At 71.6% G+C, this 13,703-nt stretch carries 12 protein-coding genes; 11 read left to right on the forward strand and 1 reads right to left on the reverse strand.

What is annotated here, in order from left to right; translation table 11 throughout:
• The first annotated feature begins 98 nt into the window (after nucleotides 1-98).
• The 6 genes from AB0K37_RS20270 (at nucleotide 99) to efeB (ending at nucleotide 7,934) form a co-directional block, all read left to right on the forward strand.
• The gene (locus AB0K37_RS20270; protein WP_363983173.1) at nucleotides 99-1,451 is read left to right on the forward strand and encodes a M20/M25/M40 family metallo-hydrolase; all 1,353 of its coding nucleotides are present in this window, start codon (nucleotides 99-101) and stop codon (nucleotides 1,449-1,451) included.
• A gap of 108 nt (nucleotides 1,452-1,559) precedes the next feature.
• Nucleotides 1,560-3,548, forward strand: coding sequence for a DNA primase (dnaG, locus tag AB0K37_RS20275; protein ID WP_363983176.1), 1,989 nt, complete (start codon nucleotides 1,560-1,562; stop codon nucleotides 3,546-3,548).
• A gap of 105 nt (nucleotides 3,549-3,653) precedes the next feature.
• Nucleotides 3,654-4,766: an RNA polymerase sigma factor RpoD gene (rpoD, locus tag AB0K37_RS20280; protein WP_363983179.1), complete on the forward strand. Its 1,113-nt coding sequence runs from the start codon at nucleotides 3,654-3,656 to the stop codon at nucleotides 4,764-4,766.
• A gap of 163 nt (nucleotides 4,767-4,929) precedes the next feature.
• Entirely contained in the window at nucleotides 4,930-5,394 is a 465-nt protein-coding gene (locus AB0K37_RS20285; protein WP_363983182.1) for a heavy metal-binding domain-containing protein, read from the forward strand.
• Nucleotides 5,395-5,530: 136 nt separating this feature from the next.
• Entirely contained in the window at nucleotides 5,531-6,664 is a 1,134-nt protein-coding gene (gene efeO / locus AB0K37_RS20290; RefSeq protein WP_363983185.1) for an iron uptake system protein EfeO, read from the forward strand.
• A gap of 25 nt (nucleotides 6,665-6,689) precedes the next feature.
• On the forward strand, nucleotides 6,690-7,934 hold the full coding sequence (efeB, locus tag AB0K37_RS20295; RefSeq protein ID WP_363983188.1) for an iron uptake transporter deferrochelatase/peroxidase subunit: 1,245 nt from the start codon (nucleotides 6,690-6,692) through the stop codon (nucleotides 7,932-7,934).
• A gap of 11 nt (nucleotides 7,935-7,945) precedes the next feature.
• Here the strand turns inward: efeB and AB0K37_RS20300 are convergent, their stop codons facing one another.
• Nucleotides 7,946-9,196 (reverse strand): molecular chaperone DnaJ, encoded by a 1,251-nt coding sequence (locus AB0K37_RS20300; protein WP_363983191.1) that lies wholly within the window; start codon nucleotides 9,194-9,196, stop codon nucleotides 7,946-7,948.
• 220 nt (nucleotides 9,197-9,416) lie between these two features.
• Between AB0K37_RS20300 and AB0K37_RS20305 the strand changes: the two genes are divergently transcribed.
• The 5 genes from AB0K37_RS20305 to AB0K37_RS20325 all read left to right on the forward strand — a co-directional run bounded on the left by AB0K37_RS20305 (nucleotide 9,417) and on the right by AB0K37_RS20325 (nucleotide 13,700).
• Nucleotides 9,417-9,992, forward strand: coding sequence for a TerD family protein (locus AB0K37_RS20305; protein ID WP_363983194.1), 576 nt, complete (start codon nucleotides 9,417-9,419; stop codon nucleotides 9,990-9,992).
• A 40-nt stretch (nucleotides 9,993-10,032) separates the two neighbouring features.
• The gene (locus tag AB0K37_RS20310) at nucleotides 10,033-10,611 is read left to right on the forward strand and encodes a TerD family protein (protein ID WP_345174511.1); all 579 of its coding nucleotides are present in this window, start codon (nucleotides 10,033-10,035) and stop codon (nucleotides 10,609-10,611) included.
• A gap of 62 nt (nucleotides 10,612-10,673) precedes the next feature.
• The gene (locus AB0K37_RS20315) at nucleotides 10,674-11,813 is read left to right on the forward strand and encodes a DUF475 domain-containing protein (protein WP_363983198.1); all 1,140 of its coding nucleotides are present in this window, start codon (nucleotides 10,674-10,676) and stop codon (nucleotides 11,811-11,813) included.
• 67 nt (nucleotides 11,814-11,880) lie between these two features.
• On the forward strand, nucleotides 11,881-12,459 hold the full coding sequence (locus AB0K37_RS20320) for a TerD family protein (RefSeq protein ID WP_363983201.1): 579 nt from the start codon (nucleotides 11,881-11,883) through the stop codon (nucleotides 12,457-12,459).
• Between the two features lie 71 nt (nucleotides 12,460-12,530).
• On the forward strand, nucleotides 12,531-13,700 hold the full coding sequence (locus AB0K37_RS20325; RefSeq protein WP_363983204.1) for an HpcH/HpaI aldolase/citrate lyase family protein: 1,170 nt from the start codon (nucleotides 12,531-12,533) through the stop codon (nucleotides 13,698-13,700).
• Nucleotides 13,701-13,703 lie beyond the last annotated feature (3 nt).

Here is a 13,703-nt window from a genome sequence, read left to right on the forward strand (position 1 = left end):
GCCGCCCGAGCCGCCAGGGTCCCCCTCCACGCCCCGCGCACGCCCTGAACCCGGCCCCGTCCAGATCATTTTACGACCCGCTGGCCCTGCTGAAGAAGATGCTGTCGTTCGACACCCAGAACTACGGGGAGGGCGGCGTCACCCGGCCCCACGCCGAGATGCTCAAGGCCGTCTGGGACTCCGCGGGGGTCCCCGCGCAGATCATCCCCACGCCGAAGAAGGACAACGTCCACCTCGTCGCCCGGATCGAGGGCGGCACCGCGGCGCCGCCGCTGCTCCTGCTCGGACATTCCGACGTCGTTCCGGTGGAACGTGACAAATGGTCGGTCGACCCGTTCGCCGGAACCGTCCGCGACGGCGAGGTCTACGGCCGCGGCGCCCTGGACATGAAGGGCGCCAACTCCGCCAACATCAGCGCCCTGCTCCGGCACGTCAAGGAGGGCGCGAGGTTCGACCGCGACATCATCGTCCTCACCGACTGCGACGAGGAGGCCGGGCAGTACGGCTCCCACTGGCTGGCCGAGCACCACTGGGACAAGATCAACGCCGGCATGGTGCTCACCGAGGGCGGCTGGTTCCTCGCCCGGAAGGACCGGCGGACGCCGATGCTCATCACGGTGACGCGCCAGGACAAGGTCTACTTCAACCTCGACCTCGCCGCGGGCGGCACCGCCACCCACTCCTCCAAGCCCAACCCGGACTCGGCCATCGCCAGGCTCTCCCGCGCCGTCGCCGACCTCGACACCTGGCTCGCCCCGGTCGCGCTCACCCCCGTGACGCGGGAGTACTTCGGCGCGCTGGCCAAGGCCACCGACGACCGCCCGTTCGAACGGGCGCTGCGGCTGCTGCTGTCCGCGCGGTCCCAGCAGGCCCGCGAGCGGGCGGCCGCGCTCGTCGTCAAGCGCAGCTCCTACCCGTGGCTGCACCAGGCCCTCCTCCGCACGACGCACGCCTTCGTGATCGAGGACGCGGGTTACAAGGAGAACGTCATCCCCTCCAAGGCCACGCTGCGCCTGAACTGCCGGGGCGTCCCCGGCGGCCAGCGGCCGCGCGACTTCCTGGCCGCGATACGGCGGCGCCTCGCCGACCGCGAGGTGACCGTCACGCTCGCGGGCAACCCGGGGGAGTCGGAGGAGGACGCACTCAGGAGGCTGGACGAGACCTGGGCCAAGCCGCCGTCCAGGCTGGACTCGCCGCTGTTCGAGGCCATCGGCGCCGCCGCCGCGGAGACCTATCCGGACGCGGTCTTCGCGCCCGCCCTCTTCGAGGCCGGGACGAGCCTCTCGCCGTGGACGTCCAAGGGCGTCCCCGGTTACGGCGTCTACCCCTACGTCGTCGACAACGACCAGCTGATCGCGATGCACGGCAACGACGAGCGCATCGCCGTCGAGGCCCTCAAGCAGGGCACGGAGTTCATGTACCGGCTCTTCGGCCGCTTCCGGATGGGCTGACCCGGGGGCGCCCCCGCCCCCGCGGCCCGCGCGGGGGCGGGGGGCGCACCCATGCCCGTCGCGGCGCGATGCCCTCGATGTCGCGGGCCCGCCGTAGACTCCTTGGTCGTGGCAGGCCGGATTCGCAATGAGGACATCGCACTCGTACGGGAGCGCTCGTCCATCGCCGACGTGATCGGCGAGTACCTGCAGCTGCGCAGTGCGGGCGGCGGCAATCTCAAGGGCCTGTGCCCCTTCCATGACGAGAAGTCCCCGTCGTTCAACGTGACGCCCTCGCGCGGGCTGTACTTCTGCTTCGGCTGCGAGGCGGGCGGCGACGTCATCAAGTTCGTCCAGGAGATCGAGCACCTGACCTTCGGCGAGGCGGTGGAGCGGCTCGCCGCCCAGGCCGGGATCCAGCTGCGCTACGAGGAGGGCGGCGGGCGCGGCCCCCGCCAGGACGGCGGGCAGCGCGCCCGGCTGGTCGAGGCGCACCGGGCGGCCGCCGAGTACTACGCCGAGCAGCTGAACTCCGCCGCCGGCGCGCCCGGCCGCACGTTCCTGTCCGAGCGCGGCTTCGAGGCCGCCGACGCCGAGCGGTTCGGGGTCGGTTTCGCGCCCCGCGAGTGGGAGGGCCTCGTCAGGCACCTGCGCGGGCGCGGCTTCGCCGACCGCGACATCGTCGCCGGCGGCCTGGCCAAGGAGGGGAGGCGCGGCCCGATGGACCGGTTCCGCGGCCGGCTGATGTGGCCGATCCGCGACCTGTCCGGCGACGTCATCGGGTTCGGCGCGCGGCGGCTCTTCGAGGACGACGACGGCCCCAAGTACCTGAACACCCCCGAGTCGCCGCTGTTCCACAAGAGCTCGGTGCTGTACGGGGCCGACCTCGCCAAGAAGGAGATCGCCCGGCGGCGGCAGGCCGTGGTGGTCGAGGGCTACACCGACGTGATGGCCTGCCATCTGGCGGGCGTCCCGACGGCCATCGCCACCTGCGGCACGGCGTTCGGCGACGAGCACATCAAGGTCCTGCGCCGCCTGCTGATGGACCAGGACGAGTTCCGCGGCGAGGTGATCTTCACCTTCGACGGCGACGCGGCCGGGCGCAAGGCGGCGCTGCGCGCCTTCGACGACGAGCAGAAGTTCGTGTCCCAGACGTTCGTGGCCGTCCAGCCCGACGGCCTCGACCCGTGCGACCTGCGCATCCGGCACGGTGACGCGGCGGTGCGCGACCTCGTGGCGTCCCGGCTGCCCCTGTTCGAGTTCGCCGTGCGCAGCGCGATCGAGCAGCACGACCTCGACACGGTCGAGGGCCGGCTCGGCGCGCTGGACGCGGCCGCCCCGGTCGTCGCCGCCATCAAGGACCGCTCCCGCCGCCACATGTACGCGGTCAACCTGGACCGCTGGCTCGGGATCATGGACGAGCAGTTCGTGCTGCGCCGCGTCCGCGAGCTGGCCAACCGGCAGCAGGGCCGCGCGCAGGCGGGGAGCGGCCGCAACCAGAACGGGCGCGGCCAGAACGGGCACGGGCAGAACGGGCACGGGCGCGCGCAGAACGGCGACGGCCGGGCGAACGGCTCCGCCGCGGAGAACGGGCGCGGCGGCGACGCGGAGTCGCAGGCGCCGCGGCGGCCCGCCTTCGACCCCGCCGACCCCGAGGTCCAGCGCGAGCGCGAGCTGCTGAAACTGGCGGTCCAGCGCCCGGCGCTGCTCGGCCCGGCGTTCGACGAGCTCCCGGTCGAGGCGTTCCTCGCGCCCCCGCACACGGCGGTGCGCGCGGTGATCGCGGAGGCGGGCGGCGTCACGGCTGCGGGGAGCGTCACGGAGTGGGTCGCCCGCCTTCTGGAGCGGGCGCCGAACGACCAGGTCAGGGATCTGCTCACCAAGCTCGGGGTGGAGCCGGTCCGGTCCGCCCAGGAATCGGACGACCGCTATGCCGCGGAATTGCTCGCCCGAATTCAGGAGCGCCAGCTCACGCGCATGATCGCGAACGTGAAATCTAAACTCGGGCGGCTGAATCCGGTCGAGGCGGCCGAGGAGTACAACCGGCTCTTCGGTGATCTTGTCGCGCTTGAGCAGCAGAGACGGGTGTTGCGGGAGCGGGGGCTTGGGTCGCAATAGGCGTCCGTCCCGCGAAAATGGGTCCTGTGATCTAGGCCCCATTTGACGCAGACTGTCTGCGTGGGCCCTTCGGTGCTGCCAAGCGAGGCGCCATCGGTTGATCAGGTGGCGGACCTCGTCGCACGCGGCAGAGAGCGCGGCGGTGTGACCGTCGAGGACGTCGCTGCCGCGCTCGATCGCTCGGACTTGCCGGACGACTCGCTGGAGCGGGTCGTCCGGATGCTCGCAGAGCAGGGGGTGGACGTCCTCGACTCTCAGCAGGAGACCGAGGACGTCACGCGAGCGGATGAGGGAGACCTCGGCAAGCGGGCGCCGACGAGCGACCTGGTTCGGATCTACCTGAGAGAGATCGGTCGCGTACCGCTGCTCACGGCAGAAGATGAGGTAGAACTCGCGAAATCGATCGAGGCGGGACTGTTCGCCGAGGAGAAGATGGCGCGCACCGCCGTCCTCGCCCGCGGCGAGCTGCTCGACCTCGAACTGCTCTCCCGCGAAGGGGCGCGGGCGAAGCAACGGCTGATCGAGGCCAATCTCCGGCTCGTCGTCTCGATCGCCAAACGCTACGTCGGCAGGGGAATGCTCTTCCTCGACCTGATCCAGGAGGGAAATCTCGGACTGATCCGCGCGGTCGAGAAATTCGACTACACCAAGGGGTTCAAGTTCTCGACCTACGCCACCTGGTGGATCCGGCAGGCGATCACTCGGGCGATCGCCGACCAGGCCCGGACGATCCGCATCCCGGTGCACATGGTGGAGACGATCAACAAGCTGGTCCGGGTGCAGCGCCAGATGCACCAGGACCTCGGCCGGGAGCCGAGCCCCGAGGAGATCGGCCTGGAGATGGGCCTGTCGCCCGTCCGGGTCGTGGAGATCCAGCGCATCGCGCAGGAGCCGGTCTCGCTGCAGGCGCCGATCGGCGAGGAGGACTCCGACCTCGGCGACTTCATCGAGGACGCCGACGCGGTCGTGCCGATGGAGGCGGCGGCGTTCATCCTGCTGCAGGACCAGCTGGAGGACATCCTCGCCACGCTCTCGGAGCGGGAGCAGCGCATCATCCAGCTGCGCTTCGGCCTGGTCGACGGCCACCCGCGCACCCTGGAGGAGGTGGGGCGCGAGTTCGGCGTGACGAGGGAGCGGATCCGCCAGATCGAGTCCAAGACGCTGGCGAAGCTGCGCCACCCGTCCCGGGCCCAGATGCTCCGCGAGTATCTGGACTGAGGCGCGGGTCCGCACGGCGGGCCGTCCTCCCGGCCGTCCGCCGGGAGGACGGCCGCGGACGGGCCGGCCGGCTGCGCCGGGCACGGCGTCCGGCGGTGCGAAGAGATACGCGTTACCGCCGTTACGTCGCATTTCGTCCGGATGGTGTCCTACCGTGGTGACCATGCTGATCGTGACGACTGATGGCGTGGCGGGGTACGAGATCAGGAGCGTGCTCGGAGAGGTCCTCGGGCTGGCCGTCCGGGCCGATCAGGGCGCGGTCCACGCGCCCGGGCAGGGCGGGAGCAGCGCGACGTTCCGGGTGACGGGGGAGCAGCCGGGCGCCGGCCTGGCCGCGGCGCGCCGCGAGGCGGTGGACCGGCTCGGCGAGGAGGCCCGCCGCAAGGGCGCGAACACGGTGGTGGGCATGAGGTTCGACACCGCCCTGATCGGTGGCGGCATCGAGGTGTGCGCGTACGGGACGGCCGTCTGGGCGGAGCCGGCGGCGCAGCAGCGCGAGCAGGCGCCCCAGCACCAGCAGCGCCCGCAGCACCCGGGGCATCTGCCCCCGTACGGCGACCCGCAGGCCGGCGGCCCGCCGATGGCCGCGCGCAACCTCACGATGGGGCTGCACGACCGCCCGCGCTGAGGCCCGCCGCCGGCCGGCCCGGAACGAGGTGGCGCGGCGTGGGATGACTCACTGTCTCCGACCCCACTTGACGTGCTGAGGTTAGCTTTCGCTAATTTAGGTAAGCCTAACCATTTGCACGCTCCTGGAGACCCTGATGCGTCCTGTGTCCGTCCTCGCGCTCGCCGGCGCCGCCGCGGTGTCGATGTCCCTTCTGACGGCGTGCGGCGGTGACGGTGACGAGGCGGGCGCGGCGGGCGCCGTCGCCGTGACGGCCACCGACGACGCCTGCGAGGTGGCGAAGACCGACCTTCCCGCGGGCAAGACCACCTTCAAGGTCGCCAACAAGGGCTCCAAGGTCAACGAGTTCGAGGTGCTCAAGCCGGACGGCAAGATCCTCGCCGAGCGGGAGAACATCGGCCCCGGCACCAGCGTCGACTTCGTCGTGAACCTGCCCGCGGGCAAGTACAAGCTGCTGTGCAGCGCCGGGCAGACCGGCAAGGGGCCGTCCCAGGACGTCACGGTCACCGGCGGCGCCGCCGGCGGCGCGGACCCGCGCCTGAGCAAGGCCGCGGCCGACTACAAGGCCTTCGTCATCGTCCAGACCGACGACACGATCGCCAAGACGCAGAAGTTCGTGGACGCGGTGAAGGCCGGCGACGTCGAGAAGGCCAAGGAGCTGTACGCGCCGTCCCGCGTCGGCTGGGAGACGATCGAGCCCGTCGCCGAGAAGTTCGGCGACCTCGACCCCAAGGTCGACGCGCGCGAGGCCGACCTCAAGCCGGAGGAGAAGAAGGACTGGTCCGGCTGGCACCTGCTGGAGAAGGCCCTCTGGAAGGACGGCTCCGTCAAGGGCAAGGAGAAGTACGGCGACCAGCTGCTCGCCGACCTCGGCACGCTGAAGTCGCGGCTGCCCGGCCTCACGCTTGACCCCGTCAACGACATGGCGGGCGGCGCGAAGGAGCTGCTGGACGAGGTCGCCACCGGCAAGGTCACCGGCGAGGAGGAGGCGTTCAGCCACACCGACCTCGTCGACTTCAAGGCCAACGTGGACGGCGCCAGGAAGATCTACGAGCTGCTCAAGCCGGTCGTCCAGGAGCGGGACGCGCAGCTCGCCAAGGACCTCGACGGCAACTTCGCGGGCGTCGAGGCGCTGCTGAAGAAGCACGAGAAGGGCGACGGCTACGTCTCCTACGACAAGGTCGGCGAGGACGAGCGCAAGGAGCTGGCCGACGCGGTGAACGCGCTGGGCGAGCCCCTGTCCAAGCTCGCCGCCGCCGTCGCCAAGTGATCCCGACGAGAGGAACGGCAGCGGCATGACGGGCGAAGGGACGCAGGAGCGGCCGGGCATGTCCCGGCGGCGGATGCTGGGGTTCTCCGGCGCGAGCCTGCTCGTCGGGGCCGCCGCCGGGGCCGGCCTCGACCGGGTCGCCTCCGCGGAGGAGGACGACGGCGCGGGCGACGCGATCGCCTTCCACGGCGCGCACCAGGCGGGCATCGCCACCCCGGTGCAGGACCGGCTGCACTTCGCGGCCTTCGACGTGACGACGGGCGACCGCGACCGGCTCGTGCGGATGCTGAAGGAGTGGACGGCCGCGGCCGCCGCCATGACCGCCGGCCGGCCGGTCGGCGACGGCGCGGTCGGCGGCCCCTCGGTCGCGCCGCCCGACGACACCGGCGAGGCGCTCGGGCTGCCGCCGTCCCGGCTCACGCTGACGATCGGCTTCGGCCCGTCGCTGTTCGAGAAGGACGGCAAGGACCGCTTCGGCGTCAAGGCGCGCCGCCCCGCCGCGCTGGTCGACCTGCCGCACTTCCCCGGCGACAACCTCGACCCGGCCCGCAGCGGCGGCGACATCGCCGTCCAGGCCTGCGCGGACGACCCGCAGGTCGCGGTGCACGCCATCCGGAACCTGGCGCGCATCGGGTTCGGCGTGGTCGCGGTCCGGTGGTCCCAGCTCGGCTTCGGCAAGACGTCCTCGACGACGCCGGACGCGCAGACCCCGCGCAACCTGTTCGGGTTCAAGGACGGTACCGAGAACATCGCCGGAACCGAGGCGGACCTGCTCGACCGCCACGTGTGGGCGGCCGGGGGCGACGGCGCCGACTGGATGGCGGGCGGCTCCTACCTCGTCGCCCGCCGCATCCGGATGCACATCGAGACCTGGGACCGCACGTCACTGCGCGAGCAGGAGGACATCTTCGGGCGGAACAAGGGCGAGGGCGCGCCGGTCGGGCTGAGGAAGGAGCGCGACAAGCCCGTCCTGTCCCAGATGAAGCCGGACGCGCACGTGCGGCTCGCCCACCCCGACTCCAACCAGGGGACGCGCATCCTGCGGCGGGGCTACTCGTTCACCGACGGGTCGGACGGCCTCGGACGGCTGGACGCGGGCCTGTTCTTCATCGCCTTCCAGCGCGACCCGCGGACGGGGTTCATCCGCGTGCAGAACTCGCTGGCCACCGACGCGCTGAACGAGTACATCCAGCACGTCGGGTCGGGCGTCTACGCGTGCCCGCCGGGCGTCCGCAAGGGCGGTTACTGGGGCGACACCCTCTTCGCCTGACGGGCCGCGGGCTAGCCCTGCTGGGCTCGCTCCGAGCGGATCCGCGCCACCACGTCGCCCGCGGCCGTCCTGATGGACTCCAGCTCCTGCAGGTAGGCCCAGTAGTCGGGGTGGGCGCCCGTGAGCCGCTGCGGCGCCCTTTCCAGCCGCTCGACGAGGGAGTCGAGCACGCGGGCGTGCTGGGGCGGGGCGCCGCCCGGCTGCGCCATGGCGAGCCGCTGGGCGTCGCGCACCGCGAACCGGACGCCCTCGACGGGCCTCGCCGGGTCTTCGGCGACCGCCTTCAGCTCCTCCACCCGCCCGGTGACCTGCCCGGCGCGGCGGTCGGCCGCGTTCAGCTCGGTGCGCGCGGCGGTGAGCGCCTGCTGCGCCCGCTTCCACTCGGAGCGGCCCGCGTGCGCGGACGCCTCGTTCAGCCGCTCGCGGGCCCGGGTGACGGCCGCCTCGATCGACTCGGGGGCGCCCTTGAGGTCCTGCCAGCACGCCTGCGAGTAGCCGCGCACGAGGACGCGCATCGCCTCCCTGACGGCCTCCGTGCGGTTCGCGACGGCGTCGGCGCGCGTCCGGACGGAGGAGAGCGAGTCGCGGACCTTCTGCGCCTGCCGGGGCAGCTCCGCGGCCGCCTCCCGCGCCCGCTCGGCGATCTCGCGGACCTCGTCGGCCTTGCGGATGGCGCCGTCGAGGCCGAGCCCGCCGAGCCCCTGGGAGCCGAGCTGCGCGAGGACCCGCTTGGCGCGGTCCAGCTCCTGCTCCGGGTCGGCGGCGTCCATCCCGGCGGCCCTGGCCGCGGACACGGCGGCGTCGGCGGCGGCCACGGCGTCGCGGGCGGCGGTGAGGCGGGGCGGGAGCTGGTCGAGCGCGGACTCCAGCCGGGCCATCTGCGGGGCGAGGCGCTCGGCGAAGCCGTTGAGGTCCCCGGTGATCTTCTGCAGCCGCTCGGTGGAGGCGACGAACGCGCGCCGCGCGGCGTCGTACTCGGCCGGTGACCGGTCCCGGTCATCGAGGTCGTGGGCGTCCAGGACGGAGATGTAGGCCACCGAGGCGGCGTCGGCGGCCTCGGCGAGCCGGGTGAACTCCCGGCGGGCGGGCTCGGCCGCCCTGGCGTCCAGGTCCTCGAACACGGTGACGCGGCCGTCGATGTACTTCTGTGCCTGGTCCATGTCGTAGAAGGCGGTCGCGGCCGCCTCCCTCGCCTCGACGGCCCCGGCCGCCGCCTGTGCCCCGCGGCCGCCCCGGCGGCGCTGGTCGCCCGGTCCCCGCAACGCAGCCTCCCTTCGTCCGCCCCCCAGTCTGGCGCAACCGGCCCGGGTTTCGTCCATGCGCGAAGGCGGCCGGGTGCGCGACGACGGCGGGGTGGCGACCGAATCACAAAGATTGTCGCCATCCCTTCATAAAGGATGGAACGGATAGCATCGCTGCAACGTCGATAAGGCTGGGCGCCCGTTCGGCGTCCGATCCGGCATGCGATCTTGGAGGCTCATCGTGCCCGTCAGCCTGAGCAAAGGCGGCAACGTCTCGCTCACCAAGCAGGCCCCCGGCCTGTCCGCGGTGACCGTCGGTCTCGGCTGGGACCTGCGCACGACGACCGGGACCGACTTCGACCTCGACGCCTCCGCCATGGTCCTGGACGCCTCCGGAAAGATCATTACGGACCAGCACTTCGTCTTCTTCAACAATCTGCGCACGCCGGACGGCGCGGTCGAGCACACCGGCGACAACACCACCGGCGCGGGGGAGGGCGACGACGAGCAGCTCAAGGTCAACTTCGGCGCGATGCCCGCCACGGCCGAACGGGTCGCGTTCGCCGTGTCGATCTACGACGCCGACAGCCGCGGGCAGAACTTCGGGCAGGTCCGCAACGCCTTCATCCGGGTGATGAACCAGGCCGACGGTGCGGAGATGGCGCGCTACGACCTGACCGAGGACGCGTCCATGGAGACCGCCATGGTCTTCGGTGAGCTGTACCGCAACGGGACGGAATGGAAGTTCAGGGCGGTGGGCCAGGGGTACGCGTCGGGCCTGGCCGGCATCGCGGCCGACTTCGGCGTCAACATCTGAACAGTCCGAGCAGTCTGGACAGGAAGGGAGCAGCCCGCACATGGGGGTTTCACTCGCCAAGGGCGGCAACGTCTCGCTGACGAAGGCCGCGCCGAACCTCACCGCGGTCACCGTCGGCCTCGGCTGGGACGTGCGCGCCACCACCGGCGCCGACTTCGACCTGGACGCCTCCGCGCTGATGCTGGCGAGCACCGGCAAGGTCATGTCGGACCAGCACTTCGTCTTCTTCAACAACCTGCGCAGCCCGGACGGCTCGGTGGAGCACACCGGCGACAACCTCACCGGTGAGGGCGAGGGCGACGACGAGTCGATCAACGTCGACCTCACCGCGGTGCCGGCCGAGTGCGAACGCATCGTGTTCCCGGTCTCGATCTACGACGCCGACAACCGGCAGCAGAGCTTCGGGCAGGTCCGCAACGCCTTCATCCGGATCGTCAACCGGAACGACGGCAACGAGCTCGCGCGCTTCGACCTCACCGAGGACGCCTCCACCGAGACGGCCATGGTCTTCGGTGAGCTCTACCGGCACAACGGCGAATGGAAGTTCAGGGCCGTCGGCCAGGGGTACGCCTCTGGTCTGGCGGGCATCGCGATGGACTTCGGCGTCAACGTCGGCTGACCGCCGGCGCCCCCGCACCCCGGCCGCTCCGCCCGGCCGTCCTTCCTAACAGAAATACGCGCATGATTCTTCGCACCTTCGGGTGGTCCTTCGGCGTCACGGTCGTCGGCCTGCTCCTCGCCCTGCTCTACGACGGGCCGACCGGCCTCGCCCTGGTCGCCGTGCTGGCCGTCCTTGAGGTCTCGCTGTCGTTCGACAACGCCGTCGTGAACGCCAAGGTGCTCGACCGCATGAGCGCCTTCTGGCAGAAGATCTTCCTCACCGTCGGCATCGCGATCGCGGTGTTCGGCATGCGGCTGGTCTTCCCCCTGCTGATCGTGGGGATCACGGCCAAGCTGAGCCCGGTCGAGGCGTTCGACCTCGCCCTCAACGACTCGCACCGCTACCACCAGCTGATGAACGACGCCTACCCGATGATCGCGGCGTTCGGCGGCATGTTCCTGATGATGCTGTTCCTGGACTTCGTGTTCGAGGAGCGCGCCGACAAGTGGCTGCCGTGGCTGGAGCGGCCGCTCGCCCGCATCGGCAAGCTGGACCAGCTGTCGGTCGTGGTGGCGGGCGGCTCGCTGGCGCTCGTGGCGTGGCTGTCGGCCTCCGACCCGGGCAGCGTCATGATCGCGGGCGTGCTCGGGATGGTGACCTACATCCTGGTCAACGGGCTCGGGGAGCTGTTCTCCGAGGCGAGCGGGGACGACGACGAGGACGAGGAGGAGGCCGCGGAGGCCGCGGAGGCCGCGGAGGCCGGGAAGGGCGGCGGGCGGTCCGGGCCGAGCTCCCTGGCCCTCGCCACGGGCAAGGCGGGGTTCTTCCTCTTCCTGTACCTGGAGGTGCTGGACGCCTCGTTCAGCTTCGACGGCGTCATCGGCGCCTTCGCGATCAGCACCGACCCGATCGTCATCGCGCTGGGCCTCGGCATCGGCGCCATGTACATCCGGTCGCTGACGGTGTTCCTGGTCCGCAAGGGCACGCTGCACGAGTACGTCTACCTGGAGCACGGCGCGCACTGGGCGATCGGCGCCCTCGCGGTCTGCATGCTGGTGAGCATCGGCCACCACGTCCCCGAGTGGATCACCGGTGGGCTCGGCGCCGGGCTGATCATCGCCGCGTTCGTCAGCTCCGTCGTCCGCAACCGCAACGAGGACGGGGACTCTCCCGACTCGGCGGCGGGCGGCGGGCGGCCGCTGCACTCCAGCCAGGTCTGACCGGCGCAACGCGTACCCGGGCCCCCGGAACCCCGCGACACACATCGATCACTGGAGGAGCCGAACGATGTCCATATCGCTGCAGAAGGGGCAGAAGGTCTCGCTGGCCAAGCCGGGCGGCGGCACCCTGACCAGGGTCAAGATGGGCCTCGGCTGGGACGCCGTGGCCAAGAAGGGGCTGTTCGGCAAGGGCAAGGCGCAGTCCATCGACCTGGACGCCTCGTGCCTGCTGTTCGACGCGTCCGGCGAACTCGCCGACCAGGTGTGGTTCCGGCAGCTGCGCAGCAAGGACGGCTCCGTCCAGCACACCGGCGACAACCTCACCGGCGAGGGCGAGGGCGACGACGAGGTCATCAACGTCGACCTGCAGAGCGTTCCGGCGGGCGTCACCCAGCTGGTGTTCACGGTGAACTCGTTCACCGGCCAGGACTTCTCCCAGATCGCCAACGCGTTCTGCCGGCTGGTGGACGAGAGCACCGGCCAGGAGATCGCGCGCTACGAACTGAGCGGCGCGGGGCAGCACAACGCGCAGATCATGGCCAAGGTGTCGCGGGACGGGCAGGGCTGGTCGATGACGGCGATCGGGGCGACCGCCACCGGCCGCACGTTCCAGCACCTGCTCCCGGCCGTGGCGACCCACCTGTGATCCGGCGCAGCCCGTCCGCCCGGGGCGGCCCCCCACGCCCCCTGTCGAGAGCACCGTCTGACGAGGGGTAAATGCGGCATTTCGACCATATTGACGCCGCGCGTCGCAAGCACCTGTTCTACCGGCACCCGCGCCCGTTCGGCCGGCACGACGACCCGGACGTGCTGGCGGTCGCGCTCGGCGCGACCCTGTACTGCCCGGCCACGCGGCCGGCCCTCGCCGCCGACGTCGAGCGCGCGGCGGGGCGCGGCGTGATGAGCATGGTGGTGTGCCTGGAGGACGCGATCGCCGACGACGAGGTCGAGGCCGGGGAGGCCAACCTCGTGGCGCACCTGCGGGCTCTGCACGCCCGCTCCGCGCCGCGCGGCGCGGAGGTCCCCCTGCTGTTCGTCCGCGTCCGCGACCCGCGGCAGATCGGCGACCTGGTCGGCCGGCTCGGCGACGCGGCGGAGCTCGTCACCGGGTTCGTCCTGCCGAAGTTCACCGCGTCCGGCGGTGGAGCGTTCCTGGACGCGCTGGAGGACGCGGCCGACCGCTCCGGGCGCCGGCTGCTCGCCATGCCGGTGATCGAGAGCCCGGAGGCCGTGTACGCCGAGACGCGCGCGGAGATGCTGCACGACGTGGCGCGGCTCCTCGCCAAGCACCGGTCGCGGATCCTCGCCGTCCGGCTGGGGGCGACCGACATGTCCGCCGCGTACGGGCTGCGGCGCCCGCCCGACCTGACGATCTACGACATCCGGCCCGTCGCGGGCGTGATCTGCGACGTGGTCAACATCCTCGGCCGCGCCGACGGCACCGGCCACGTGGTGACCGGCCCCGTGTGGGAGTACTTCTCGCAGGGGGAGCGGATGTTCAAGCCGCAGCTGCGGCAGTCGCCGTTCGAACGGCAGAGCGCCGCGCCGCTGCGGCAGCGGCTCATCACCTCCGATCTGGACGGGCTGATCCGCGAGGTGCACCTCGACAAGGCCAACGGGCTCACCGGCAAGACCGTCATCCATCCGAGCCATGTGGCCGCCGTCCACGCCCTGTCGGTGGTGACGCACGAGGAGTACAGCGACGCCGCCGACATCCTGGGAGTCACCGGGGGCGGCGCGATGGCCAGCTCCTACGCGAACAAGATGAACGAGGCCAAGCCCCATCGCGCGTGGGCGCAGCGGCTGATGCTGCGCGCTCAGGTGTTCGGGGTGGCCGCGGAAGGCGTCACGTTCGTCGAGCTTCTGGAAGCGGCGGACAGCCGGTGACGG

The sequence above is a fragment of the Actinomadura sp. NPDC049753 genome, assembly GCF_040674655.1.
Lineage (GTDB): Bacteria > Actinomycetota > Actinomycetes > Streptosporangiales > Streptosporangiaceae > Spirillospora > Spirillospora verrucosospora.